This window comes from Cupriavidus sp. (assembly GCF_057315035.1).
In genome coordinates, this window is record NZ_DBHKYV010000041.1 from 1 (window position 1) to 26,360 (window position 26,360).

Annotated in this window: 24 protein-coding genes; 4 read left to right on the plus strand and 20 right to left on the minus strand. The window is 62.0% G+C overall.

The annotated features are described in order from the left end of the window. A partial coding sequence (locus ACO550_RS32360; protein ID WP_315595145.1) for an ATP-dependent DNA helicase occupies positions 1 to 2,402 on the minus strand: 2,402 nt, incomplete at its 3' end. A 116-nt stretch (positions 2,403 to 2,518) separates the two neighbouring features. Between ACO550_RS32360 and xth the strand changes: the two genes are divergently transcribed. Continuing rightward, a complete protein-coding gene (gene xth, locus ACO550_RS32365) occupies positions 2,519 to 3,421 on the plus strand; it encodes an exodeoxyribonuclease III (protein ID WP_315595144.1) in 903 nt (300 codons plus the stop codon). Positions 3,422 to 3,438: 17 nt separating this feature from the next. On the opposite strand, the gene ACO550_RS32370 is transcribed toward xth, so the two are convergent. The 4 genes from ACO550_RS32370 to ACO550_RS32385 form a co-directional block, all read right to left on the minus strand. Next, positions 3,439 to 4,044, minus strand: a complete 606-nt coding sequence (locus tag ACO550_RS32370) for a TetR family transcriptional regulator (RefSeq protein WP_315595143.1) — start codon at positions 4,042 to 4,044, stop codon at positions 3,439 to 3,441. Between the two features lie 225 nt (positions 4,045 to 4,269). Then, positions 4,270 to 4,767, minus strand: coding sequence for a copper resistance protein CopQ (locus ACO550_RS32375; RefSeq protein WP_315595142.1), 498 nt, complete (start codon positions 4,765 to 4,767; stop codon positions 4,270 to 4,272). Positions 4,768 to 5,161: 394 nt separating this feature from the next. Then, complete coding sequence (locus tag ACO550_RS32380) at positions 5,162 to 5,857, minus strand: fumarylacetoacetate hydrolase family protein (RefSeq protein WP_315595141.1); 696 nt, start codon at positions 5,855 to 5,857, stop codon at positions 5,162 to 5,164. 42 nt (positions 5,858 to 5,899) lie between these two features. After that, entirely contained in the window at positions 5,900 to 6,322 is a 423-nt protein-coding gene (locus tag ACO550_RS32385; protein ID WP_315595140.1) for a VOC family protein, read from the minus strand. A gap of 164 nt (positions 6,323 to 6,486) precedes the next feature. Here ACO550_RS32385 and ACO550_RS32390 point away from each other — a divergent pair, with 164 nt between their 5' ends. After that, a complete protein-coding gene (locus tag ACO550_RS32390) occupies positions 6,487 to 7,353 on the plus strand; it encodes a LysR substrate-binding domain-containing protein (RefSeq protein ID WP_315595139.1) in 867 nt (288 codons plus the stop codon). 7 nt (positions 7,354 to 7,360) lie between these two features. On the opposite strand, the gene ACO550_RS32395 is transcribed toward ACO550_RS32390, so the two are convergent. Further along, entirely contained in the window at positions 7,361 to 8,668 is a 1,308-nt protein-coding gene (locus tag ACO550_RS32395; protein ID WP_315595138.1) for an MFS transporter, read from the minus strand. Positions 8,669 to 8,742: 74 nt separating this feature from the next. After that, positions 8,743 to 9,348, minus strand: coding sequence for a TetR family transcriptional regulator (locus tag ACO550_RS32400; RefSeq protein ID WP_315595137.1), 606 nt, complete (start codon positions 9,346 to 9,348; stop codon positions 8,743 to 8,745). A 149-nt stretch (positions 9,349 to 9,497) separates the two neighbouring features. Between ACO550_RS32400 and ACO550_RS32405 the strand changes: the two genes are divergently transcribed. Both ACO550_RS32405 and ACO550_RS32410 read left to right on the plus strand, forming a co-directional pair. Then, entirely contained in the window at positions 9,498 to 10,262 is a 765-nt protein-coding gene (locus ACO550_RS32405) for an SDR family oxidoreductase (protein ID WP_315595136.1), read from the plus strand. Between the two features lie 250 nt (positions 10,263 to 10,512). Further along, on the plus strand, positions 10,513 to 12,423 hold the full coding sequence (locus tag ACO550_RS32410; RefSeq protein WP_315595135.1) for a methyl-accepting chemotaxis protein: 1,911 nt from the start codon (positions 10,513 to 10,515) through the stop codon (positions 12,421 to 12,423). A gap of 84 nt (positions 12,424 to 12,507) precedes the next feature. On the opposite strand, the gene ACO550_RS32415 is transcribed toward ACO550_RS32410, so the two are convergent. The 13 genes from ACO550_RS32415 to ACO550_RS32475 all read right to left on the minus strand — a co-directional run bounded on the left by ACO550_RS32415 (position 12,508) and on the right by ACO550_RS32475 (position 26,346). Continuing rightward, positions 12,508 to 13,623, minus strand: coding sequence for a BON domain-containing protein (locus ACO550_RS32415; RefSeq protein WP_315595134.1), 1,116 nt, complete (start codon positions 13,621 to 13,623; stop codon positions 12,508 to 12,510). Positions 13,624 to 13,836: 213 nt separating this feature from the next. Continuing rightward, entirely contained in the window at positions 13,837 to 14,208 is a 372-nt protein-coding gene (locus ACO550_RS32420; protein WP_315595133.1) for a hypothetical protein, read from the minus strand. A gap of 223 nt (positions 14,209 to 14,431) precedes the next feature. Then, on the minus strand, positions 14,432 to 14,824 hold the full coding sequence (locus ACO550_RS32425) for a cupin domain-containing protein (protein WP_315595132.1): 393 nt from the start codon (positions 14,822 to 14,824) through the stop codon (positions 14,432 to 14,434). An 82-nt stretch (positions 14,825 to 14,906) separates the two neighbouring features. Beyond that, positions 14,907 to 15,746 carry an AraC family ligand binding domain-containing protein gene (locus tag ACO550_RS32430; protein WP_315595131.1) on the minus strand — a complete coding sequence of 280 codons (840 nt, stop codon included), beginning with the start codon at positions 15,744 to 15,746 and terminating at the stop codon, positions 14,907 to 14,909. Further along, on the minus strand, positions 15,730 to 16,683 hold the full coding sequence (locus ACO550_RS32435) for a patatin-like phospholipase family protein (RefSeq protein WP_315595130.1): 954 nt from the start codon (positions 16,681 to 16,683) through the stop codon (positions 15,730 to 15,732). The genes ACO550_RS32430 and ACO550_RS32435 overlap by 17 nt, the downstream gene beginning before the upstream one ends. 109 nt (positions 16,684 to 16,792) lie before the next feature. After that, positions 16,793 to 17,317, minus strand: coding sequence for a DNA-binding protein (locus tag ACO550_RS32440; protein WP_315595129.1), 525 nt, complete (start codon positions 17,315 to 17,317; stop codon positions 16,793 to 16,795). A 9-nt stretch (positions 17,318 to 17,326) separates the two neighbouring features. Next, entirely contained in the window at positions 17,327 to 17,599 is a 273-nt protein-coding gene (locus ACO550_RS32445; protein ID WP_315595128.1) for a hypothetical protein, read from the minus strand. Between the two features lie 212 nt (positions 17,600 to 17,811). Then, entirely contained in the window at positions 17,812 to 20,196 is a 2,385-nt protein-coding gene (locus ACO550_RS32450) for a TonB-dependent siderophore receptor (protein ID WP_315595127.1), read from the minus strand. Between the two features lie 113 nt (positions 20,197 to 20,309). Beyond that, positions 20,310 to 21,167 carry a FecR family protein gene (locus ACO550_RS32455; protein ID WP_315595126.1) on the minus strand — a complete coding sequence of 286 codons (858 nt, stop codon included), beginning with the start codon at positions 21,165 to 21,167 and terminating at the stop codon, positions 20,310 to 20,312. Next, on the minus strand, positions 21,151 to 21,741 hold the full coding sequence (locus ACO550_RS32460) for a sigma-70 family RNA polymerase sigma factor (protein WP_315595125.1): 591 nt from the start codon (positions 21,739 to 21,741) through the stop codon (positions 21,151 to 21,153). Before ACO550_RS32460 ends, ACO550_RS32455 begins: the two co-directional genes overlap by 17 nt. A gap of 211 nt (positions 21,742 to 21,952) precedes the next feature. Then, a complete protein-coding gene (locus tag ACO550_RS32465; RefSeq protein ID WP_315595124.1) occupies positions 21,953 to 24,175 on the minus strand; it encodes a TonB-dependent siderophore receptor in 2,223 nt (740 codons plus the stop codon). Between the two features lie 165 nt (positions 24,176 to 24,340). Then, the gene (locus ACO550_RS32470; RefSeq protein WP_315595123.1) at positions 24,341 to 25,705 is read right to left on the minus strand and encodes an ATP-binding protein; all 1,365 of its coding nucleotides are present in this window, start codon (positions 25,703 to 25,705) and stop codon (positions 24,341 to 24,343) included. Further along, positions 25,681 to 26,346 carry a response regulator gene (locus ACO550_RS32475; RefSeq protein ID WP_315595122.1) on the minus strand — a complete coding sequence of 222 codons (666 nt, stop codon included), beginning with the start codon at positions 26,344 to 26,346 and terminating at the stop codon, positions 25,681 to 25,683. Before ACO550_RS32475 ends, ACO550_RS32470 begins: the two co-directional genes overlap by 25 nt. Positions 26,347 to 26,360 lie beyond the last annotated feature (14 nt).

Here is a 26,360-nt window from a genome sequence, read left to right on the forward strand (position 1 = left end):
TCGTCGATCGTGATTTTCCACCTATCGACCTGTCTGAGGAAATTAGACCACCACACCCCTCTCCCGCCCGGCGGGAGAGGGGAACCGAATGAGCCGGGGGAGCTCGCTGAAATTTCCCACCATGCGGGCAAGAGCTCGCGTACTTCCGCACGCGCATAGCGGTCATCGATCAACCAGACCACGCCGCGGTCCTGCTGGGTGCGGATCACGCGGCCGGCTGCCTGCACCACCTTGCGCAAGCCCGGGTACAGGTACGCGTAGTCATAGCCCTGGCCGAACATCGCTTCCATGCGCTCGCGCAACTGCTCGTTGACCGGATTCACCTGCGGTAATCCAAGCGTTGCCACGAAGGCACCGATCAGGCGATCGCCGGGCAGATCCACTCCTTCCGAGAACACACCACCCAGGACCGCAAAGCCGATACCTTGCCCGCCGGGCGCGAACATGTCGAGAAACGCCGCTTGCCCGGCCTCGTTCATCCCGCGTGCCTGCGACCACGCCGGTATGTCGGGATGTCGTTCGGCCAGCAACGCGGCGGCCTGCTGCAGGTAGTCGTGGCTGCTGAAGAAGGCCAGGTAATTGCCGGGCCGACGCACGAACTGCTCGGCCATCAATTGCACGATCGCAGGCAGCGAGCGCTGTCGCTGCGCATAGCGCGTCGATATATGGCGCGCCACGTGTACATCGAGCTGTTCTGCCTGGAATGGCGATGGCACTTCGATACATACGGTGCTGGCCGGCAACCCGAGCAGGTTTTGATAGTAGTCGGCCGGCTGCAATGTCGCTGAAAACAGCGTGGTCGAATGCGCGCCCGCGAAGCGTGTTGCCAGATACGGTGCCGGCAGCAGGTTACGCACACAGAGTGCGGCATCCACTCCGGCCCGCGTGCGTGGTGTACGCGTGATATCGAACAGCGAATGCTTGCCACCATACTCTGTCATCTGCTCGGCCAGGCGCAGGAAATGCATGGCATCGAAATAGAAGCGTTCCAGCGTGGCGTCGTGCCGCTGCGGATGCTCGCTCATGTCGTCGATGATCGCGCTGCATAACTGCACCAGCGCTTCCACAAAGGCGGCCGGTTCCTGGTCTTGGATCTCGTACGGGGCATCGCTCGATTTGGCCAGTGCATTCCATTGGCGATAGACGCGGTCCATGGGCCGTTTCAGCACGCCGGGCGCTGACTGCCGCACGGCGCGGAACGCTGCGTGGTCAAGCGTGGCCGAGTACATCGCGCGGCCGCGCTCCACGAGGTTGTGGGCTTCGTCGACCAGTACGCTGACGCGCCATTCGTTCAGGCTGGTCAGCGCATGCAGCATCGCGCTGCGATCGAAATAGTAGTTGTAGTCGGCCACGACCATATCGCTCCAGCGGATCATTTCCTGCGCCAGGTAATAGGGGCAGATCCGGTGCGTGCGGGCGATATCGCGCGTGGTGTTGCGATCGAGTAGCGGCGCGCGGCTTGCAGCGTCGCGCGCGGCCGGCAGGCGATCGTAGAAGCCTTGCGCCAGCGGGCAGGATTCACCGTGGCAGGCTAGCTCGGGGTGTTCGCAGACTTTGTCGCGTGCCAGCAGTTCGAGCACGCGTAGCGGTGCACCGTCGGCATTGCCGCGTAGTTGCTCGGTCGCATGCAAAGCCACCGCGCGGCCCGTGGAACGCGCCGAGAGAAAGAACAGCTTTTCGATGCGCTGGGTCGGCATGGCCTTGAGCGTGGGGAATACCGTACCTACCGATTTGCCGATGCCGGTTGGCGCTTGCGCCAGCAGCGTGCGCGATGTGGCGTTGGCCTTGTAGACCGACTCCGCCAGCAGGCGCTGCCCTTCGCGGAACGTGCCATGCGGAAACTGCAGCGCCTGCAGGCCGGCGTCTCGGTGCGCGCGATGTGCGACTTCCTGTTCTGCCCATGCCTTGAAGCGGCGGCAACTGTCTTCGAAGAACGCGCGAAGCTCCGACGCGTCGAAGCGTTCTTTCAGCATGCGCTCGCGCTGGCTGACGATATCGAAGTAGACCAATGCGACATCGATCTTCGCCAGGTTGCGCGCTTGGCACAGCAACCAGCCATAGATCTTGGCCTGCGCCCAATGCAGGGCCTGGTGGTTCTGCGGAATCTCCACCTTCTCGCCGCGCACGGTCTTGATTTCCTCGACCCGGTTGGCCACCGGATCGTAGCCATCGGCCCGGCCACGCACGTGCAGACCTTCGAAATCGCCCGACACGGAGACTTCGGTTTCATAACCCGAGCCACGCCGGCTCGTTGCCAGGCTGTGGCCTGCCATTCCTTCCTGACCGGTGGGAGACGGCGTAAAGCGCAGGTCGAGGTCGCCCGCCTTGGCCGTGAACTCGCACAGCGTGCGAACGGCAACGGTATAACGAGGCGGATCAGAAGGGTTCGAGGTGACGGGCAAGACGCAAAGGGCTGGGAATTTCGCAGGACTGTATAAATATACAGTTATCCGGGCCTGGCAGGAAACCTGCGCGCCGCAATCTAAGATGAAGGGCATTCTTTGGAGGAGGACAGCAAATGGCTTCACTCAAGATCGCCACCTTCAATATCAACGGTGTCCGCACACGGCTGGCGGCATTGCTGGGTTGGCTGGAACGGGAAGCTCCAGACGTGGCCTGCCTGCAGGAGCTGAAGACGGTGGACGAGGGCTTTCCGATCGATGAGATCCGTGCGGCGGGTTATGGTGCGATCTGGCATGGCCAGAAGTCCTGGAACGGTGTGGCGATACTGGCCAGGGGCGCCGATCCGGTGGAAGTCCGGCGCGGCCTGCCGGGCGGCGAGGAAGACCTGCAGAGCCGCTATCTGGAAGCGGCGGTCGAGGGCGTGCTGATTGCCTGTCTGTACCTGCCCAATGGCAATCCGCAACCGGGTCCCAAGTTCGACTACAAGCTCGCATGGTTCGAGCGGCTGATTCAGCATGCGCAGGGGCTGCTCGACAGCGGTCATCCGGTGGTGATTGCCGGAGACTTCAATGTCGTGCCCACCGACGAGGACATCTACAACACGCGCTCATGGCTCAAGGATGCGCTGCTGCAACCGGAAAGCCGTGAATGCTATCGGCGTCTGCTGGAACAGGGATGGACCGACGCGCTACGCGCACGTTATCCCGACGAGCGGATCTACACGTTCTGGGACTATTTCCGACAGCACTGGCAGACCAATTCGGGCCTACGTATCGATCATCTGCTGCTGAGTCCCGATTTGCAGATGCACGACGCGGGTGTCGACAAGTGGGTGCGGGGAGAGGAACGGGCCAGCGATCATGCTCCGGCCTGGGTGGAAATTGGGAAGCCCGTGGCGACTGGGAAGCCCAGGGCCAGACAGACCGCGACACCAAAAAAAACCGCCGGGAAAATCCCGGCGTCGGAGAAAACAAGGACGTCCGTCGGGAGAGCAGGACGGCGGACGTCGGGCGCCTGAGCCAGGCGCCGCAAAAGCTAGGCCGCAACGGCCTCGGGTTCCGGGGTCACACATAGCGTGCCCCCCACGGCGCCGAGCAGCATGTCGGCCGCAGCATCGAGCCGATCGCTCGAACCCGACATGCGCGCCGTGATGATGCCGTTCTGGATCGCGCCATACAGCACCTTGGCCAGTGCCGGCGGCGGCACCGGATAAGGTTGGCCACGCTCGACCTCGGCACGGCGCAGCAGGTTGCCGATCCACGATTCGTGCATCTGGAAATGCGCCTGCAGCATGGTGCGGATCGCATCGGGCAGGGCCAGTACTTCGGCTGACAACATGCCGGCCAGACAGATCTGGTTCAGTTCGATGTCATTGCGCAACGGCCCAATGTATCGCTGCGCCTGTTCCGATAGCGGCGAGCTGCTATCGATGGCAGCGAGGCGTGCCTGCGAGCGTTCGCGGTACAACCTCACAACCTCCAGCACCAGATCGTCCTTGGCCGGGAAATAGTAGTGAATGCTTGAGGTCTTCACTCCCACCAGTTCGGCGAGGTCCCGGTAGCTGAAACCGTTGTAGCCCCGTTGCCGGATCAGCACGGAGGCGTGCTCAAGCAGTTGATCTCGTACGGTATGCGTTTTCATGGCAACTGTCCGCGGCGTCATGGCCGAGGACCCTCCGGGTTGGTCGCTGGTCCGCTTATACGGAGAGCGACTGCGCAACAAGCTGGAGGACTGCTCCGCTGGTTACGCAGAGCACCACCCAGCCGCCCAGGATCAGGGCTGTGTCACGCAAGGTCATGATGAAACTCCAGGTGTCTGTTCAGGTTGCAGTCCGCCACGGTGGCGGGCTGCAACCGTCTTGTGGCCTCAGGCGTTGGCGCCGTCGGTGTACACGTCAAAGCTGCGCGACGGTTCGGCGGACACGCCGGTGCGGTCAAGGCCGGCAACCGTGTGGGCGCCGCCGCTGTACGGGTCGAACGGAGCAGCCTTGGCGCCGTCGGTGTACGGGTCGAACTTGCCAACCTTGGCGCCATCGAGGTACGGATCGACCTTGCGGGCCGGGCTGGCCGACACACCGGTGCGGTCGAGGCCCGCAACGATACGTGCACCGTCGGTGTACGGATCAGCCTTGCCAAGCTTGGCACCGTCCGTGTACGGGTCGGCCTTGCCGACACGTGCACCTTCGCTGAAGGCGTCGAACTTGCCCTGGCGTGCACCGTCGGTAAAGGCGTTGCGCTGGTCGGTCACTCGGTAGCTGTAACCGTAGACTTCACCGGCCTTCTGGGCGGCAGGGGCTGCTTGTGCGGCGCCCGTGACAAAAGCGGCTGCGAGGGCTGCGGCGGTGAGGATGGTCTTGGCGTTCATGATGCTCTCCTTGCTCGAGGCCGGGCGATCTCTTTGATGTATCGCTGGGCCAATGTCTGTGCTGCGTTTCAGGGGTCTTTTTCCTGTTGCTATCTACTGGTAGGTAGATGATTGGTGCTAAAAAAAAGACCGCCTCCCGGTACTGACAAACAACCTTGTGATGCTTGGACTTGGCGCTGCTTCGTTTGCTTGCTGCTGCAGTGCGTCGTCCATGGCTCGAATATTATCTACTACTAGATAGATAGGCAAGGGGAATTTGGAGAAATTTCGATGTACATGGTGGAGGTTTTGATCTAAACGCCCGAGAGTCGATCCTAAATTATTGAATTAAAAAGAGAAACGGCATTGCGACCGCGTTGGCCGCAATGCCGCATTGCCATTCACATGTGACGATTTAGCGCTTGCCGATGGTAAAAGCGATCTCGCCGATACCGTCGACGCCGCCCGTCACCACGTCACCAGCGTTCAAAGCTCCCACGCCGGCTGGCGTGCCCGTGAAGATCAGGTCGCCCGGTTGCAGCGTTACGGCCTCGGAGATATACGCGATGACATCGGCCACCGGCCAGATCAGTTCGGTCAGGTCGCCTTGCTGGCGGGTTTCGCCGTTGACCTTGAGCCAGATCGAACCGGCGGACGGATGGCCGATTGCCGATACCGGTTGAAGCGGACCGCAAGGGCCCGAGGCATCGAACGATTTCGACCAGTCCCAGGGGCGGCTCATCTTCTTGGCCACGTCTTGCAGGTCGCGACGTGTCAGGTCGACGCCAACGCCATAGCCCCAGACCAGGTCCAGCGCCTTCTCCGGACTGACGTTCGTGCCGGGCTTGCCGATGGCCACCACGAGCTCGATTTCGTGGTGCAGGTTTTCGGTCAGGGGAGGATAGGGCACGGCGCCGTTTGCAGGTACTACCGCGTCAGCCGGCTTGGTGAAGAAAAACGGCGGCTCGCGGTCGGGGTCCTTGCCCATCTCGCGCGCATGTGCGGCGTAGTTGCGGCCCACGCAGAACACGCGGCGGATCGGAAAGCGGGCTTCGCTGCCGACAACTGCCACGCTGGCCTGCGGCGCGGGTTGGATCACGAAATCGGTCATGGTGTGCCTTGTTGTCCAGAAAGTGGGAATGACTTCGCCGATCTACTTCGCGAAAACCTGGCTCAGGTCGCCGAATGCCTTGAATTCAAGCGCATTGCCCGATGGGTCCAGGAAAAACATGGTGGCCTGTTCGCCGACCTGGCCCTTGAAACGCACGTGCGGTTCGATCACGAACTGCGTACCGGCGCCGCGCAGTTTGTCGGCCAGACGTTCCCATTCATCCATCGGCAGGATCGCGCCGAAATGCCTGACGGGCACATCGTCGCCATCGACGGCGCTGGTGGCACGGTGCCCGCATTCGTCCGGCGACAGGTGCGCCACCACTTGGTGACCATAGAAATTGAAGTCGATCCAGGCATCGGAACTGCGGCCCTCGGGGCAACCGAGCAATTCGCCGTAGAACTGGCGCGCGGTGGCAAGGTCGTGGACCGGGAAAGCAAGGTGAAACAAGGGAATGGCGCTCATGGCGTGGGGCTCTGTAAAGGTCTTTATGGAAGTGCGTGTTTGATTGTAATCAGCAAAACTCGTAATATGAAACGAATGATTTTTTGTCTGAGTATCGAAATTTTAGATGCTCGAATGGTTCGTTTTCTGACCTTGATTGACGTTGATTCGATCTTTATCCGACCTTGATCCGCTACTTCAAGACCTTCCTTACCGCCGCCGAGACCAGTTCGTTCTCGGCGGCCGGCGCACGGCTCGGCCTGACGCAATCGGCCGTCAGCACCCAGATCCGCAGGCTGGAAGAGGACCTCGGCTGCTCGTTGTTCGACCGTTCGGGGAAATCGGTGGCATTGAGCGAAGAGGGTCGGCAGATGCTGGTCGATGCCACGCGGATCGTTGCGCTCTATGACGCGATGAAGGGTGCGCGCTCGCAGCGCGACATGGCGCCGCTCGATCTTGGTGCCGTCTCCACCGTGCAGGCAAGCCTGCTACCGCGGGCAATGCAACGTTTTCGCGTGGCACACCCCGATACCCACGTGAACATCATCCCGGGCATGTCCACGCAATTGCTGACGCAGGTCGACGCGCGCGAACTCGACATTGCGGTGCTGGTCAAGCCGCGGCTGGGAATTCCTCCCGAACTCAAGTGGGTGCCGCTGATCAAGGAGCGCTTTGTCGCGGTGGCGCCCGTTGGGTCGCCAGGAGACTTGAAGACATTGCTGGAGACGGTGCCCTTCATTCGCTACAACCGTCATTCGACCGGTGGCCAGTTGCTGGACCGGTATCTGAAGCGTCACCGTCTGTGGGTGCGCGAGGGCATGGAACTCGACGAGCCTGCGGTGATCCTGCAGATGGTGAGCGAAGGGCTTGGCTGCGCCATCATCCCATCGGCACTGGTGCCATGGCGGCAGACCCCGAACATCACGGAGGTGCCGATGCCGGGCATGCCGTTATACCGCGAGATCGGGGTGCTGGTGCGGCAGTCGGCGCTCAAGCGCGCATCGGCTGCCGCACTGATCGACGCGTTCGTCGACGAGTGCCGCGAACGCTGAGCGTTGGTCAAGCCTGGGCTGGCTGCTGGGGGGACGGCGTGGCTTGAGGTGATTTCTGCCGGGCCATCAATGCCAGCAGCGCGGCCACGAGGCAAGCGCTGCCCGCGACATAGAGCGCAGGCGAATAAGTCAGCCAGAGCGTACGCGACAATCCCGCGCCAAAGGCAGCCGCGGCAGCGCCGATCTGGTGTGCGGCGAAGATCCAGCCGAATACCATTGGCGCGCGCTCGCGGCCGAACGTGCTGCCGGCAAGCTTGATGGTGGGCGGCACCGTTGCGATCCAGTCCAGGCCATAGAACATGGCAAATACCGACAGGCCGTAGAGCGTGAATTCCGAGTGCGGCAGCCAGAACAGCGAGAGCCCGCGCAGCGCGTAGTACCAGAACAGCAGTTTGCGGCTGTCATAGCGATCCGACAGCCAGCCGGACATGATGGTGCCGACAAAGTCGAACGCGCCCATCATCGCCAGCGCCGATGCGGCAGGCACGGCCGACATGCCGAAGTCCGCGCACAATGCAATGAAGTGGGTCTGGATCAGGCCATTGGTGGACAAGCCGCAGATAAAGAATGTACCGGCCAGGATCCAGAACGTCTGGGAACGCGCGGCGTCGCGCAGCACCACGAACGGTCCTCGCCACGATAGTGGCGCGGCGGGTGCGGGCGCGGCAGTCACGGCGCCCGGTACTTCACCGAACGCCGCCAGTCCCACATCGGCGGGCCGGTTGCGCATGAAGCCGAACACCACCATGGCCAGCACACCGCACGCGGCCAGCACCGGAAACACCGCCACGCGCCAGCCCATATGCTCGATCAGCCAGGCGGCCACCGGCAGGAACGCCAGTTGGCCGGTGGCGGAGCTGGCGGTCAGCACGCCGATGACCAGGCCGCGCCGTGCGGTGAACCAGCGGTTGGCCACCAGCGCGGCCAGCACCATGGCGGTCAGGCCCGAACCGACGCCGAGCATCAGGCCCCAGGCCAGGAACAACTGCCATAGTTGGGTCGAGACCGTCGCCAGCGCCATGCCTCCTGAGATCAGGGCCAGCGCCGCACATACCACGTTACGAACGCCGAACCGCTCCATCAGGATCGCCGAGAACGGCGCCATCAACCCGAACAGTGCAAAGCGAAAGGCCAGGATTGACGATACCTGGTCGGTGCTCCAGCCCATTTCGGCGGTCAGTGGCTTCAGGAATGCGCCGGGCAGGCCGAGCGCCGCGGAAGTGGTCAACATTACGCAGAACGTAATGGCTGCGACGATCCACGCGTAGTGGACGCCGCGCCGGTCCAGCCGGCTGGATAGGGCTTGCGCGAACATGGGTTTCCCTGGGGCTAGTTAGTGTCGTGTGTTGTGGGTGGTGCGGGTGGGGTTAAGCGTCCAATGCCGGCGCATCACATGGATGCCGGGGCAATATCGAGCAGGAGCGAGCGCGCCGCTTCGAGAATCTCGTCGGAGATGGGGTCGCCCGCCGTAGCGCGCGCCAGCGTGACGGCTCCGACCAGCGTGGCCAGTTCCAGCAGGGCGGAGCGGTCCACGTCCTGCGGGGCGGCGCTATCCGGCGCGGTGGTCTTCCAGGTCGCCAGCAATTGCTTGACGCCATCCAGATAGGCCTGGTGCACGGGTTTGTCGCTTGGCTCGCGCGCCACGTCAACGGCCAGTGCCGATGCAGGGCAGCCGTGTCCGGCCGCATCGCGATGTGCGGTACTGAGGTAGGGCTCCACGAGTCGACGGCGCGCAGTGGCGCGATCGCCACCCGCACTGGCCGCGATCTTTCTCCAGCGCGCGTTGGAATCGGCGAATGCCTTTGCACAGGCCACGGCAACCAGTTCGTCTTTCGATGCAAAGTGGCCATAGAAGCCACCGTGCGTGAGCCCGGCATCAGCCATGACCTGCGCCACGGAAACGCCGTGCAGCCCATGTTGGCGAAACAGCCGTGCCGACGCTTCCTCAATCGCTGTCCTATGCTGATCGGCGACTGCCCGTGATGCGCGTGCCATCTGGAACCTCCTGCTGCAATGTTTCGAAAATCCAGCTTGACCGGAGTTTAGATGACGACCATACTTTATTCAATAGATGTCGTTCGTCATCCAAATAAATCTGGCGAAGGCACCCGTTGAAATCCCTTCATCTCCAAGGAGAACCTGTCATGTTCAAACTGTTCGATCTGTCCGGCCGCGTCGCGGTGGTTACCGGTTCCACCAAAGGCATGGGCCTGGAAATGGCGCGCGCACTAGGGCAGTCCGGCGCCACGGTAGTGGTATCGGGCCGCGATGCGGCGGTATCGGAGAAGGTGGCTGCCGGCTTGCGCGAACAGGGCATCGATGCCGCGGGCATTGCCTGCGACATTGTCAGTATCGATAGCGTGCGGGCCTTTGCCGAACAGGTGCTGGCGAAGTACGGCCGCGTGGATGCACTGGTGCTGAACGCCGCAGGCAGTGGCGTGGCCGGATCGATGCTGGAACAGGGGCCCGAGGAGTTCGACGACGTAATGGCCGGCAATGTGCGCGGCAACCTCGTGCTCGTCAATGCGCTGGCGCCGCAGATGATCGCGCGGCAGGACGGTTCCATCATCTTCATGTCCAGCATTGCGGCCCGGCGCGGTTCTGCCAGGCTGGCGCTGTACAGCATCTCCAAGGGTGCCACCGACCTGGCCATGCGCAATCTTGCGCAAACGCTCGGACCGTACAACATCAATGTCAACAGCATCAATCCGGGCCCGGTGCGTACCGATTTCTCGCGCGATGCGCTGTGGGGCGATCCCGAACGCGAGAAGGCACTCTCCGCAGCCATCCCGATGCGACGCATTGCCGAAGCCGTCGATGTGGCCGGTGTTGCGGTGTTGCTGGCATCGCCGGCGGGACGCTATATCTCGGGGCAGACCATCGGCGTGGATGGTGGCGCCACCGCATAGTTGCACGCCTTCGGTGATCGGACAGGCGGCGCGCGCGGCTGCAAGAAAGTGCAGCTCGTACGCGCCGTTTTTGTGCGAATGGCACCTGCAGTGTGCGCGCGTCGCACTGCATTTGTGCCACATCAAAAATAGCGGGAAATAGCGGCAAGAATGGCTTTATTTCGTTGGATTGACGCCGTTACAGCGGGCAATGAGATCCATCGAAACAAGGAACATCGTGGCCGCTTTTTTGACTCCCGCAGTACGGTTGATGGCCCGTTTGACCATCACGCGCAAGCTGGTCCTGTTGTCCATGTTGTTCCTGATCCCGCTGTGCGGTGCGCTGTTCGCAGTGCTGAACCAGTCGGTGCAATCGATCCGCGACACGCAAGACGAAACGCGCGGACTCAGGCTGGTATCGCTGGCGCTGGACTTCATGCGCGAGACGCAGGTACGGCGCGGCGCGGCCAATGGACTGCTGCTTGGCAATGCCAGCTTCAAACCGACTTTCGAGAGCGCAGATGGCAAGGCGGCGCAGCATCTGTCGACGCTGCTGTCCGAGTCTGCCGCCGTGACATCGTTCGATGTGGTGCCAGACGCGAAGAAGCTCGACGAAGCGTGGCAGCAGATCCGCAAGCTTGGGCTTGATACACCCGCTGCGCCGCTGTTCGACCGGCACACGGCGCTGGTCAAGCAAACGCGGCTGTTTATTGGCGACGTGGCCGATCATTCGTCGCTGGCGCTCGACCCGGAAGCCGGCTCCTACTACCTGATCAACCTGATGGTGGGCCCGATGCCAAAGCTTGCCGAACTGGGCGCGCTGGCGCGTGGCCGCGGGGCTGGCATCATTGCGCAGGGCGGGTTCTCGGATGCCGCGCAGCAGGCCGACCTTGCCGCGCTGGCCGAGCAGATCCAGGACGGGCTGGAAGCCGTTCGCCGTGACATGGCGCGTGTCGTGCACGGTGCGCCGGCCTACAAGGACCGGGTAGACGCCGCCACAAAGCAACTTGGTGCGATGGACAATTTCTACCGCACGCTCAAGGTCAGCATGCTCGGATCGAGCGGCATTATCATCGATGCCAAGGCATATTTTGCGGACGGTACCGCGGCGATCGAAGCGGTATCGTCGGTCAACCGCGAGTTCACAGCCATGGCCGCGGCCATGCTCGACCAACGCGTTGCCAATGCCGAGCGTCAGTTGCTGCTGCTGGTTGTGGTCGCGCTCGTCACCGTGGGCGGCGCGCTGTACCTGTTTGCCGGGTTTAGTCGCGGCATGCGCGAAGATGTGTGGGACGTGGCGGATCTTGTCGAACGCATCAATGGCGGCGACCTTGGCGTGCATATCGACGCGCACGGCCGCGACGAACTCAGCGACGTCAAGCGTCACCTGATGGCATTGGTACAGGCATGGCGCGGCATTATCGGCGATACCAAAGACAGCGCGCAGAACGTGCTGGTGGCGGCGGGTCAGATCGCTCAGGGCAATGCCGATTTGTCGCAGCGAACCGAGGAGCAGGCGTCTTCGCTGGAGCAGACCGCGGCAAGCATGGAGGAACTCACGTCGATCGTGCAGCAGAATGCCGGCAACGCAGCCGAGGCCAGCACGCTCGCGACAGATGCGGCAAACATTGCAGTGGTGGGTGGCAAGACGGTGGTGCGCATGCGCGACACCATGAGCGAGATCGAGTCCGACTCGCGCCGCATCGTCGACATCATTGCCGTGATCGACAGCATTGCATTCCAGACCAATATCCTTGCCCTGAACGCCGCGGTAGAGGCTGCGCGCGCCGGTGAACTGGGACGTGGCTTTGCCGTGGTGGCTGGTGAAGTGCGCACGCTGGCGCAGCGAGCGGCGAATTCCGCCAAGGAGATCCGCGTGCTGATTTCACAGTCGGCGGATCGGGTTGCCAGCGGCACGGCATTGGCAACGGAAGCGGCGTCGACGATCGACGACGTGGTGAATGCCGTGCATCGCGTCACTACGGTAATGGATGAGATCAGCCGTGCTTCGCATGAACAAAGCAGCGGCATTGCCCAGGTGAACCAGGCGGTCACGCAAATGGATCAGGTCACGCAGCAGAATGCCGCGCTCGTGGAAGAAGCTGCTGCCGCAGCGCAGGCACTGCAGGAGCAGGCCGAACGGATGGAACAGACGGTCAGCGTTTTCAGGCTGGCAGCCTGATGACCCGGCGCCCGCTCGAAGGCGGGCGCCAAAGTCGTGCACTAACGCAATTGCAGGTTGGCCCGGTGCTACGAGCCGTGGTTGCTACGAGCCATTAAAGCCGCCCGCGCCACTGACGGCGTCATTCACCTCCTGGCGCTGTACGCGAATGTTGTTCTCCACGTCGGTCACGCCAAAGGTGTTGTCGGCGATATCCTCGATATCGTACTTCTGGCTGCGCATCCGTACCGTGCCACCCAGCGTGACCTTGCCCGCGTCCACGTCGACCGTGACTTCGTGCACATCGACGCCCGCGGCAAACGTCAGCCGCTCGCAGATCTCGTCGCGGATACGTTCGTCGGTGCGCGTATAACCGCGTGGACCCGCGCGCCGTTCCACGGCATCGGGACCAAACCAGTCGCTAACGGCCTGACCAATACGATGCCCCAGGTTGTAGAGCATGCCATGCTCTTCGCCATGCTCGCCACGGTAATCGTCGCGGTGGTCATCGTCGCGCCACGCGGTGTCCGACGATGACCAGCGGCGCGATGGTGCATAGCCAAGTTCCTCGTCGTAGCCGCGCGAACCCAGATAGTCGCGCCCGTAGCTTTGCGCATAGTGAGGCGAGCGGCTTTCATCGCGCCTGTCACCCCACTCATCGCGCGGTTCGGTCCAGTAGCGGGTATCGCTACGCAGGTCGTTGAAATAGGTATTGGGCCTGTACTGCGCCTCACGCCGTTCTGCTTCGCGCAACCAGGCCTGATCGGCGTTGCCGAAGCCGCGATTGCCTCGGCCTGAAGTGTGGGAACTCCTGCCCTGACGCCAGCGATGGTCGTCATTGGAGCCGAGGTCACCATAGTCGTCATACTCGCTCGCATATTGGCGACTCTGGTATTGCTGTCGTGCGCGCCAGTCTTCGTCGGCTTCGGCCGAAGCGCCATATCCGCCATTGAGACCGTAGCGCAGATCGCTGCCGTGATGGCGTTCCTGGTGCCGTTCGTCACGGTAGCCGGACGGAACAGGCCCGCCGTCGCTCAGTTGGCCCGGCGCCAGCCTCTGCCGGCGCCGAGCTTCGTCCCAGCTATCGCCGGAAGATTCGGGCTGCCAGTCTTCCTGATCCATCCAGCGTGAGCCGCGATCGTCGTCATCGTCGTCGCGGCGACTGTCATTGGCTCGCCAGGGGTTGTCCCGGCGGTAGCGCTCGGTGTGGAAATTGCCCATGTTGCGCTCCTGATGTCCTGAAGGTTGCAGGTTTGCCATGCGCGGTGCTGAAAGACATGCGCGCGATGTTGCTGGCAATTCAGGAATCAGGGCAATTTTCGTACCGCGCCGGCCAGGCGTTGTACCGCCTTGGGTTGCGGCGCACAAGTCGGTTATTGGCGCATGCAAGCGTTGCGCAGGTGCATGTAAAGTCTGCACCGCGCACCCGTCAGGTCACTGCGCATTCACTCGCCGTAGATTGCCCTGTGCCGGGGTCATGACGTTGATGGGCCCGGGCGCTTGTGGCGGTGCCGGGGGCGAGTCGTCGCGCACTGCACGTGGTTCGCGCACCGGCGCAAGACCTTCAACGGTATTGAACAGCTGGCTGTGCGCGTAGTCGGTTGCGACGGCTTCCAGGAAGTTCGATGCCGGTTTTTGCGCGGGGGCGACTGGCAAGGCCTTGTCCGCGTGCGCCGCGGTGTTGAAGCAGAGCAGCAGCACACGCAGCAATAGCACGAAGCCACGAATGCGGTGGCGAATGATGCGTGAATGGCCGGGGTGGGGCGGGGCTGTGACGCCGGGCCGCAATCGTGGTGGGATCAGCATGGCGGTTCTCCAATCGAGCGATTGGCTCTGGGTCGGGAATGACCATGCGCGCCGCTCTCGATACGTCTATTTGCAGAGAACATGCCACCATGAAAATGGCGGATAGCGGGCTGTTACCGCCACTTATTGCCGGAGAAGCCGTGTTTACAAGCGTCAAAAGGCCAACACACAACCAGAAGGTGTTGGCCAATTGCCAACATCGCGCAGCCTTCCACAGGCGGTGTTAGATCCAGACATCGTTCCGTGCCGTGCGGTCGCCGTCCTGGTCGCCAGTATTCACCACGCCGCGTGGCTCGATCAGCAGCATATGGACTTCCTCAAGTGCATAAGGCTTGTGCTCGACACCCTTAGGTACGACATACATTTCGCCGGCGTTGACCAGCACGTGGCCGTCGCGGAAATCGATGCGCAACTGGCCGTGCAACACGACAAACGTCTCGTCCGTGTCGGCATGCTGGTGCCACAGGAAGTCACCTTCGATGCGAACGATCTTGAACTGGTAGTCGTTCATTTCAGCAATCACGCGCGGTTGCCACTGGTCGGTGAACAGATTCAGCTTCTCGGCAAAGTTAACCGAACGATAGGTGGGGGCGGCGGTGATCTGAGATGCGCTCATGACGGGCTCCTTGCATATGGGGATGGCACGGAACTGGAGTCTGCGCGTACTGGCCCGAATCGTCTTGTACGATCGTGCAACCTTAGGTAGCGGTGCCGCGCAGCGTACGCAGCCAACGTCCAGGCGAATGGCCGAACGCGCGCGTGAAATGGCGCGTCATGTGGCTCTGGTCGGTGAAGCCGGCCCAGGCTGCCGCATCTGCCAGCGATTGCCCGGCCGCTGCCAGGCGCCGCACCATGTCCAGTCGGCGCATGATCCGGTAGCGATGCGGACTGGTGCCATACAGCACCCGGAAGTCGCGCGAAAGACTCCACCGGTCGCGGCCGCTGGCCAGTTCCAGGTCTTCCAGTGTGATAGCGTGTTCGAGGTTATCGAGCAGGCAGGCCCTGGCAATCTCCGCGGCACGATAGTCGATCGATTGGCGCCCGCGTGGAACGCCCGCCGCGTCGGCCAGGGCATGCGCGAGATCGAAGATGGCGTCTTGTGCCTCGAGAGGATCGATCACGAGATCCATCGCCTGCAGCAGGGTTTCGGACGCGACAAACAGGCGCGGGTCGTCGGAGCGGCCTCCGGTGATAAACGGCAGTGGCTTGCCACCGAGCACTTGCTGGATCAGCGACGGCTCGATATAGACCATCCGGTAATGAAATCCGGCATCGGTGCCGGCATGTCCGTCGTGGGGCTCGTCCGGGTGCAGCACGATGGTGCCGCCGGGAGTGCTGTGGGTTGTACTGCGTCGATACGCGAAACTCTGTACCCCAGACAGCGTCCGGCCGATCGCGTAGGTGTCATGCCGGTGCATGTCGTAGCCATGACCACCGAAGTAGGCCTCGATACGCTCCATGCGGCGCGCGGACGCGTCGCGCCGGACCCAGTCACGTTTGCCTGGCAACGCGATGCAGGTATCAGTGGACGCCGCCATGCGAGGAATGGTCGTGTCCGTGATGGGCGTGGGAGGCGCCCCCCGGTGGTAGTCCGATGTCGGCACTACAACTTGGATTCTCGGCATCATGCTCGTGCGGTGTCAGCGCACCGGGCACGCGTCGGCTGGACAGCCCGTCGGCACGCAGCCACGCAACCGTGGCCGCTGCTGCACGATCGATCAGTACGCCACACTGGCTGTAGTCGTACGGAGAGATGTCGAGCGGACAAAGCGGCGGCACTACCGCGATATGGGCGCGGTCCCCCCAGCGCTCGAGATCATGCACCAGTTGCCGCGCCACCAGCAGCGACAATGCATTGAAGGCGTGTTCCATCGCCCCGCGCGGTGGCCGCCGTTCGGCACAGGCAAAGCCGGCGGGCAACACGATGATGCGCGTGGCACCAAGCCTTACCGCGGTGGAGACCGGCGTGTTGTTGGCCACGCCGCCATCGATCAGCTTGCGGCCGTCCATTTCCACGGGTGGAAAGACGCCCGGAATCGCCGCGCTGGCCAGCACGGCGCTGACCAGACTGCCCGAGGACAGTACGACCTCGGCGCCAGTGTGCATGTCGGTGGCCACCACATGCAGCGGCAACGCGGCATCTTCGACGCGTGCTTCGCCGAAATGACGGCTCAGCAACTGCTTGAGCCCGCGCGACTCCACCAGATGCCCGCGGTTACCCATAATCATGCCGAGCATGCTGCGCCACGACCACGGCAGGACTTCGGCGCGTGTAATGCTGCGCCACAGCGATTCCAGCTTGGCCATGCCATCCGCGTGCGGATTGCATGCAAAGTAGGCGCCATTGATGGCACCAGCGGAAGCGCCAATCACCATGTCCGGCGCCACGCCCCAACTCACAAGCTCCCTGAGCATGCCGACCTCGATGGCGCCCAAACTGCCACCGCCGGCGAATACGAATGCAGTCTTTTCCATGGTTGTGGTCACGGGCACCCGCACCCGTCGAGTCAATGTGTAGGTTGTGCGACAGAGGATAGGCCACTTCCGCGTCGGCCAAAAGGGGGTGCGCCCGGGTTGGCCGGCATCACCCCACCAGTTGCGCCAGTTGCGGCCCGATCTCCGGTGCGATCCGCTTGGCTCCCCGGGCAAGGTTGACCTGCATCGTGGTCTCGGCGACATCAATAAGCGAAGGTTCCACGGCATAGCTGCCGCGCTCGGCCAGCCAGCGCAACACGTCGGCCAGATGCCACACCGATGCGGCGCCTTCGTGCACGGGCGCCGGAAACGACGCGGGATGCGTGGTCATCAGCTTGCGCATGTTTTGCCGCGATACGCCGACAACCTCGGCGACATCGGTCAATCCGACAAAATCCGGCGTTGCCTCGATAAGCGTCGCATCCGGGACGGCGCGGCGCACATCGACCAGGGCGCTGACGATGGCCTCGTGCGCGGAACCGGATTCGCGACCGAACATCAGCGCCACGCGGCCCGGCAGCCCGATGCCAACCAGCGCGTCGTCACAACCGCTGGCGCCAAGCCGCTCGACGACATCATCGATGTCGCTGTCCGACGCCGGCAACTGATACTTGAGAGTGAACGTATATTCCATGTTGTCCTGTCAATGCGAGACACCAGGGGGCGCTTTACGGCTTAGATGGATCATGCAGTGGTCAACGACACGACGCAGGAAGCGCGCGTGCGAAACCGGGTTGCGAGGCGTGCTCCAGACCGATACCACACAGAATTCCCCGCATCGGCAGATGGCGCAGTGGTAGGGGCAATAGAGCTTGCCCCAGGCATGAGAGCCACCGGTCTGGCAACGCCAGAACTCCTGTTCCGCGTGTTGCACTGCGGCCTCGACCTCTTTCTTCGGATGTCTTGCGCGACCCATCAGGCCTCCCACGATATGGATGTTCAATCGGGTTGTCAAGTGACAAACAAGGAAAGCTCGCTCGTCATGGATGAGAAGCGAGGCTAACAAGAAGAACGAGGGGAGTGGCGCATTTGGCACACATTGATGCACTCACGCGCGGAAATGTGTCCGGCTATTCCTTGCGGCTATTCCTTGCGGCTATTCCTTGCCGGCCGAAATGAAGCGGCCGACTACATGTCGAACTGCGCCGACAGCCAGACTGTGCGCGGCCGGCCGGGCCACGCGCCGTTGATGCTCGGATCGCCCGCTGCCCAGTAGCGCTTGTCTGTCAGGTTCTGGATGGTCAGCGCGCACGTGGTGCGATAGCTGGCAAGCCTTGTCGTGTAGCGTGCGCCGGCATCGAACCGTGTGTATCCAGCCATCCAGCTTGTGTTCTGCGCGTTCAGCGCACGACGGCCTACGTAGTACACGCCGCCATTCACGCTCAGGCCGGGCAATGCGGCGATCCGGTAGTCAAGGTAAGTGCTGGCCTGGAAGTTGGGTACGTCCGCGATGCGCTTGCCGGCGACAGACGGATCTCCCGGGTTGTCGGCGTCGGTATGCAGGAAAGCGAGGCCGGTGACGATCGACAGTGCGCTGCCAATTCTGCCATTTGCCGTCAGCTCCAGGCCTTGGTGACGCTGGACGCCACCCTGGACCGTGAAGTGATCGCTGTTGACGTACTGGAGCGTTTTCTCAAGACGGAAAATTGCGCCGGTCAGCAGCAGGTTGTCATGGATGCGCGATTTGACACCAAACTCGTACTGTTTGGTCTTGAGCGGTGGCAGGTTTTCGCCTGCGTTGTTGGTGTCGTATCCGGCCGGCCCCGGTTGTTCGAATCCTTCCGCATAGCTGACATAGGTCGACAGGCTCGGCAGCGGCTTGAACGTTAGCGCAAAGGATGGAGCATTGACGCTTGCGCGCTGCTCGGTGTTGTTACCGGATGCCGGCATGCTGTCGTTCTTGTAGCGGATATGGCGCAGGCCGAGCAGAACATCCCATTTCGGCGTGAGCGAGACCACGTCGCTCACGAAGATGCTTGGCTGGTAGTTCCTGGAGACATTGTGCTTCGGAAACGTCAGATTGCCTGGCGCTGGTGAATAGACCGGTTGGTAGATGTTCCCAACGGTTGTGTCCAGGACCGTGAAGCCGGATTCCACGGCCTGGAAGTTGCGTGTGGAGAAGCCCGCAACCAACTGGTGCCCGATCGGCCCGGTGCTGAACTTGCCGGTAACGTAGGTATCGGTGGACAGCACCCGGAAATTCTGGTCAGGGTTCAGGTAGATGTCGCCTGACAGGATGTTGCCGTTCGGTGCGACGTTATAGATATCGGGAAACGCGGCGACACGCGCGTTGTACGATTGGGCCACGCGACTGGTGACTTTCCAGTTCTCATTGAAGCGGTAGTTGAAGTCGGCGCCGATGTTGTACGTCTTGGTCTCGTACTGCAGCCACCGCTGTCCAAGCAGGATGCGGGGGTTGACCGGCGACGGCAGCGTGCCATCGGGGTAGGGGCCGATGGCGGGCTGCGCCGCGATTTTCCGGTTCTGGTAGTCGAAGTTCAGTTGCAGCAGGGCTTGCGGCGTGATGGCCCAATCAAACGCGCCCGCGATGAATGCGCGCGAGGTGTCTCCGTTGTGGCCGAAGTCGCCGAGTTTTTCGCCGGCGACATTCAGACGGTAGCCGAAACGGCCATCGGCAAGCGGGCCGCCAAGATCCACGCTGGCGTAGTAGCCGTCATGGTCCCGGATAGCGGTCTTTATGCTGGCAAAGCGGTCACGCGTTGGACGCTTGATCACGTAGTTGATCGTGCCGCCGGGAGAGTTGATGCCGTAGAGGAAGCCGGAAGGCCCCTTGAGCACGTCGACCTGCTCGATGTTCTCAAGCGGAATTTCGTAGTAGGGCGCAACGGACATGCCGTCACGGCGAATAGTATTGGTCCAGTCCACGAAGAAGCCACGGATCCGCACCGTTTCATATGCGCCTGCCTGCGTCGCGTCCTGGATCGACGGATCATTCTTCAGGACATCCATCAACGTCCGTGCGTCCTGGTTGTTCATCAGTTCGGCGTTGTAGGACTGAACGGAAAACGGTACCTCTTCGGGCTGGCGCTCACCGAGCGCACCCATGTTGATGCCGGCGCTGGTGAAGAGCGATGGGCGGCTGCCCTGGACTTCCACGGTTGGTAGTGTCGTTTCCGGGCCTTTGGTGGCAGGAGCCGGGCTCGACGCGGGCTCCGGTGCGCCAATCGCAAACGATTGCCCGCCCATATTGCGAGCGGCCATGCCAGTGCCTGCCAGCAGCTTGTCCAGAGCGTCCGCAACAGAAAGCTTGCCGCTCACGGCCGGCGCCTGGCGCTGCCTTGTCACGTCGGTTGCGAAGACGATCTGGGCGCCCGATTGGCGCGCCAGCGCGCGCAGCGCCTGATCCAATGGTTGCGCCGGAATATTGAGGTCGTAAGACTGGTTTTGCGCGATGGCATGGATCGAAACAACCGCCATGGAAGCTGCCGCCACGATTTTGAGTGTGCGGCTGCCACGCCCGATATTCCGGGCGCCGAAGATACTTGAAATCACGATTTCCCCTGTATTGCTTATTGTTTGACGCTCCCAACGTGGGTAGCTCAGGGGTTGGCGAAGGTGGTAGCGGTTGTGTTGATGTCTGTTACAAATTAATCGCGCGCTACGGATTACCGCCTGGAAATCGTGACCGTTCCGTCGGGGAGTCGTGTCACGGCTACGGGAAGCATGGCAGGCAGGGTGTCAATGAGAGACTCGATGCGATTGATATCGAAATCACCCGACAGGCGCAGTGCACCGGTATCGTCGTCGCGGATCCGAATCGGCGCCGTCCTGTAGCGCTGCAGTTCGGCAACCAACTGGCGCAGCGGCGTTCCGTCCAGTACGAGCCGGCCGTCGGCCCATGCGGCAATGTCCGGCGTTGCGGTGCGCTCGGCCATGGCGCCGCCCGGGCCGACCTCGATCGCGCGACCTGCCAGCAATGGGAGCGGATCGGGAGCGCTGGTGGTTGACACGGCGACCTCTCCATCAAGCACCACAACGTCTACGAGGCGCGCCGGGTCGTCAGGCCGGTGGCGCACATTGAACACCGTACCAATGTCCAGTACCGTCGTGTCGCCAGCTTTCACAATGAACTTGCGCCACCCGTGCGATACCGTGAAACGGGCTTCTCCGTGTTCCAGCACCACGCGCTGGCTACGCAAATGGTTCTCCACCACTGCGACGGAATTGGTATTGAGGTCGATTGTCGAGCCGTCGCGCAGCGTCCATGTGGTCCGTTCGCCGATACGCGTCGCAACGCGGGACGATTGCCAGACCGGATCCACGGTCCAGAGCGTTGCAGTCAGAACGCATGTCGCCGCGACCGCGGTTGCCAGCGCGCGCCGTCGACGGCGGTCATTTTCCGCGCGCGCCTGCTTGAGCAACTCATCCTTGCTCGGAAAATGGCCGCTGAGTGCGTCCTTGAACGGCGCCAATGGGTCTGCTGGCGCTGCGTGCGGCCCGCGCGGATCAGTACGTCTTTTCATCTGCGGCATACACAGGCTCCGGAGTCGACGGGGTACAGGTCGCGTTATCAGGGCCCTGAACGGGTCCCGACTCCAGCAAAGGGCGTAGGGTGAACATTGCGCGCATGACGTGTCGGGCAACCATGTTTCTCGAGATGCCCAATGCTGCGGCGATGTCCGACTGAGGCATGTCGTGGACCCGATGCAGCAGGAAAACCTGCTGACACCTGGGCGGCAAATCCTCGATGGCGCGTCGGATGAGATCGAACTGCTGCCGCCAGTGAAGTTGTTCTTGTGGTTCTATCGTGCAGGCGGCTTCGGTATAAAGCGCTTCGACTTTCGCGGCGATGCCGGCGTGGCCCGCCTCCGTACGTTGCCGGTCGATGGCTCGATACAGCGATGCGCGCCGCAACAGCGCAAGCGGCTGTCGAGCCGTGGTGCGACCCGGGCGCTCCAGCAACTGCAGGCAAAGATCATGCACCACGTCGCGAGCGAACGAACGCCCGGAAAAACGGCGGCGTACGTGATCGACCAGGTCCTCATAGTGTCGGACCAGCGTCAGCAGCAGGGTCTGGTTGTCTGGCAATGGGGGCACGACGAAGATTGGAGAAACTAGGCCGATGGCGTGATTCCGCTAAATGATAAGCATTATCGTTAAAGATTGCAGCCTGTTTGTGCGGTTTGTGTGTGCGCGTCTCATTTTTGACACCTGATTTTTGACCCCGGTGCGCTGTGCGGCGGTGCCGAAGGTGAAGCCAAAAAAAACGGCGCAATGAATGCGCCGTTTGATATTGCATGCCTGTGGACTACATGTGGATGTTCAACGTCATCACTGCCGAACGTCCCGGTGCCCAGGTTGCATAGATGGGGTAGGCGGACGAGTAGTACTTCTTGTCGAAGATGTTCTGCACGTTCAGTTGCAGGTCCATCGTCTTGTTCAGGCGATAGGTGGCCACGGCATCGAAGCGTGCATAGCCTGGCGTCCATTTGCGCGTGGTCGCCGAGACCGATGCATAGGTCAGGCTGGAGAACGTCGCGCCGCCACCAATCGACAGTTGCGGCAGCACGTCGTAGTACGTCCACAGCGTCAGGTTGTGCTTGGGCACCATCACCATTGGCAGACCCGACGCGGAGGCATTGGCCGGTCCGCCGTCGGTGGTGATCGCATCGAGATACGAATAACCGCCGAATACGCGCCACTTGTTGGTGATATTGCCTGCCACGCCCAGCTCGGTGCCGCGTACGCGCTGGCTGCCGGCGTTCACCGTGCCGCCCAGGCCATCGCTCACCCGGGCATTTGTCTTGTCGGTCTGGAACAGTGCCGATGTGAGCGACAGGCGACGATCGAGCACGTCCCACTTTGCGCCAACCTCGATATTGCGGCTACGTTCCGGCGACAGGTTCTGGTTGGTCGCAGTGATCTGGTCCGTGCCACCGCCCAGCCCGCTGTTGGCGCCGGGCGGATTGGCCGACGTGCCGTACGACGCGTAGAGGCTGACCGTCTGCACCGGCTTGAATACCAGGCCCAACTGGTAGCTGAACAGGTTCGACGTATTGTTTAGGTCGGATGCGCCTGCTTGCGTGGCCGATACGTCGAAGCGGTCAAAGCGCGTGCCGGCATTGAACAGCCAGCGATCACTGAGCTTGATACTGTCGAAGAGGTACGCCGATGCGGTGTTGGTATGAGTGTGCGTTGGCGCCCCCGGGAATCCCTTGTCACCATTGAGCAGGATGTTGCCGGTCCACGGTGCATCCGAATTCCAGGCACCGACTGCCGTGCAGTTGTAGGCCACGGTGCACGGGCCGCCCGTGCGGATGTTGTTGCCGGCGCTGTCGCTGACCAGATAGCCCTCGTAAAGGCTGCGCTCCCAGCTGAACTCAAGGCCGGCCGTCAGCGTGTGCTGCATGCCCAGCAACGTGGTCTTGCCGGAAATCTCGGTCTGGTTCGAAACACTGTTCGTCGCGTACTTGCCGCTCTTGGCCTGCAATTGCAGGATGTTCGAGGTGGCATTCAGGAACTGGGGATTGGTGGCCACGTAGTCGAGCGTGGAGCGCCCGAACATCGTGGTGTTGCGCAACTTCCAGTCTTCGGTCAGCTTGTGTTCGACGCGGATCTCGCCGGTGTCGGTTTGCCCGCGGCGGTAGTCGCGATTGTTCAGGCCGTAGAACTGCGAGCGCTCAATGCCGCTGTTGGCGCCAGGCGTACCCCCCGTTGACCGGAATGGCACGCTGAAGTCGGGCATGTCATAGGAGTTCAGGTGGTAATAGCTGACGTACACCGTCGTCGGTGTATTCAGGCCAAACGCAACCGACGGCGACACGCCCCAGCGCTTGCTGTAGACATTGTTGCGGCCCGCCTGGTTGGCGTCGTAACCCATGACGTTCAGTCGTACCGCGGTCTCGTCGTTGATGCGGCGATTCATGTCGACCGTGGCACGCTTGTAGGATTCGGTACCGAGTCCGAGGCTGGCGTTCGTGAAGTCGTCGAGGCGCGGCATCTTGGTCACGATGTCGATGCTGCCGCCCACGGCGCCGCGACCGGCATACACCGAGTCTGGTCCCTTGATGACGCTGATCTGCTCGACCGCAAACGTTTCCCGGTTCTGCACGCCGGAGTCGCGCATGCCGTCAACGAAAATCGAGTTCCGCGATTCAAAGCCACGAATGACGGGGCGATCCGCGGACGGATTGGCGGCAGCATCGCCGCCCAGGAACGTCACACCAGGTACTGTCTTCAACGCATCCGCGAGCGTGGTGGCGTTGGTTTGCTTGATGACCTCTTCCGGGATGACCGTCACCGACCGCGGGGTATCGAGCAGCGGCGCGACGAACTTGTACGACGGCAGCGACTTCGTTTGCATCGGCGAGTCCGCCGACACTACGGCAGTCGGCAGGGTTGTGTCCGCGGACTTGGCAACCGATTCCGCGTTGGACTGTGCGTACGAGATGGAGGGAAGAGCGACGCCGGCGCAATACGCGGCGCATGCATAGGCGATCACTCGCATGCGCGATTGTTGAGGGGAAAGCATGTGGAACTGAGACGGAGAGAGAAGTGGCTCTGAAAGCTTTTTATTCACTAAAAGTCGGCAGGAGGACGCAAGCACCAAGCAATTAGTGAGAATGCTTATTATTAACAGGGTCGGATGCTAGCCCATTAGCCATGCCATGTAAACAGATACTTAAACTTTGAGGCTTTAGCTTTCCGCCAGCGTGCGCGGGAACCGTATCGAGATCCGGGTCCCTGTAGATCCGCCTGGATCGGCATGATCGATCCGGATCTCGGCGTCATGTCGGCCCGCGATTGTATTGACAATGGAAAGTCCGAGGCCCGACCCGCGCGAACCCGTGCCCGGTGTCCGATAGAAAGGGGTGAGAACCTTTGCGCGTTCGTCGGGGGAGATGCCGGGCCCCGAGTCAACGCAGGTCAAGACAATCTGGTCGTCTTCCACATAAACCGACAGATCGATAGCGCCACCTTCGGGTGAGTATCGGATGGCGTTGTCCACCAGGTTGCGGACCAGCGTGAACAGTTCAACCTCATCCACTTCGATTTGCACATCCACATGCGACAGGACGCCAACATCTGTATGGCGCGCATCCGCCAAGGGCATCAAGTCTTCGATCACACGACGGAATACCTGTAGAACGGATATTGCAGCCGTCGACTGCGAGGGTGATGACTGGACGCGGGCAAGGCTTAGCAATTGCTCCAGCAGGTGGCGGCCGCGCTCGATGCCTTGGCGCAATGGTGCCAGCCTTGTGCGCGCTTCCTGCGACATATCCGCCTGGGCAAGCCGCTCGGCCTGCAGCGAAAGCGCGGTCATTGGCGAGCGAAGTTCATGCGCCGCGTTGGCAATGAATTGTCGTTGTACCTCCATCGATTGCGACACGCGCGCAAGCAGGCGGTTGATGGCAAGCACGAACGGTCGCACTTCAGCCGGGAGATGCTCGTTACGCAGCGGTTCAAGGTCCTGCTCCTGGCGCTGGTTGATCTCCGCGGCCAGTTCCCCCATTGGCCTGAACAGCTTCCGAATGAGATCGGCAACAATCAGCAAGAGCAAGGGCACCAGGATCAGGAACGGCAGCACGGTGCGCAACGCGCTGTCATGCGCAATCTCGTCGCGCATGCCTGTCTCTTGCGCAACCAGCACGCGCCCGCCATTGGGAAGCGTTCTGACGAGAACACGGAACGGTTCGGCATTGAGGGTCAGCGAGTGAATGCCGTCGGTCACGCCGGCTGGCACGCCAAGAGATTTGCCCGGGCGTGCCGCCATCTGGCCGCCGGCTTCCGGCCCCGCGTACTCGACGATGACGCGCGCTTCTTCATCGATGCCCGGCAACTTGCCAAGTTCAGCCATCCGGGGAGCAGGCAAGTGCTCGACATCGAACAAGATGGCAACCTGCCGCAGCAGGTCATCCTGAAGTTCGATGGCTTCGTCAAAAGCGGTCGCGAAGGAGACCACGCCTCCCACCACGGCAACTGCCAGAATGGCGAGCGACAGCCACAGTGACAGGCGGGCCTGGATCGACCCGGTCAATCTTCCTTTGGCACCAGCCATCCGACCCCCCTGACATTCCTGATTGTGGCCGTTCCGAGTTTCTTGCGAAGCGCGTGAATGAGAAATTCCACCGCATTGCTTTCGACTTCCTCGCCCCAGCCGTAGATTCTTTCTTCAAGCTCCGAGCGCGACAGGATGGCACCCGGACGCGTCATCAATGCCTGCAGCAACGAGAATTCGCGGCTGGTGAGAAGCACCGGCGCATCGTCCGCAAGTTGTGCCTGCCGGTTGCTCAGGTCAAGTGAGAGCGCTCCATTGCGCAAAACGGATGACGCCATGCCGCCCTTGCGGCGCCACACGGCACGCATTCTCGCAAACATCTCGGCCATCTCGAATGGCTTGACCAGATAGTCATCGGCACCGGCGTCGAGGCCCGCTACCCGGTCGTCGAGCGCATCGCGCGCGGTCAGGACCAGCACCGGTATCGCATTGCCACGCGAGCGCACCTCCCGGAGCAGTTCCACGCCACTCATGCGTGGCAGGCCGAGATCGAGCAACACGATGTCATATTGCTGGCAATCCATTGCGTTAAGCGCTTGCTCGCCATCAACGACCCAGTCGGCTGCATAGGAGGCATCGCGCAGCGCATCCTGCACGACTTGCCCGATCATTACGTCATCCTCTATCAACAAGACGCGCATTGCGATACTCCTGA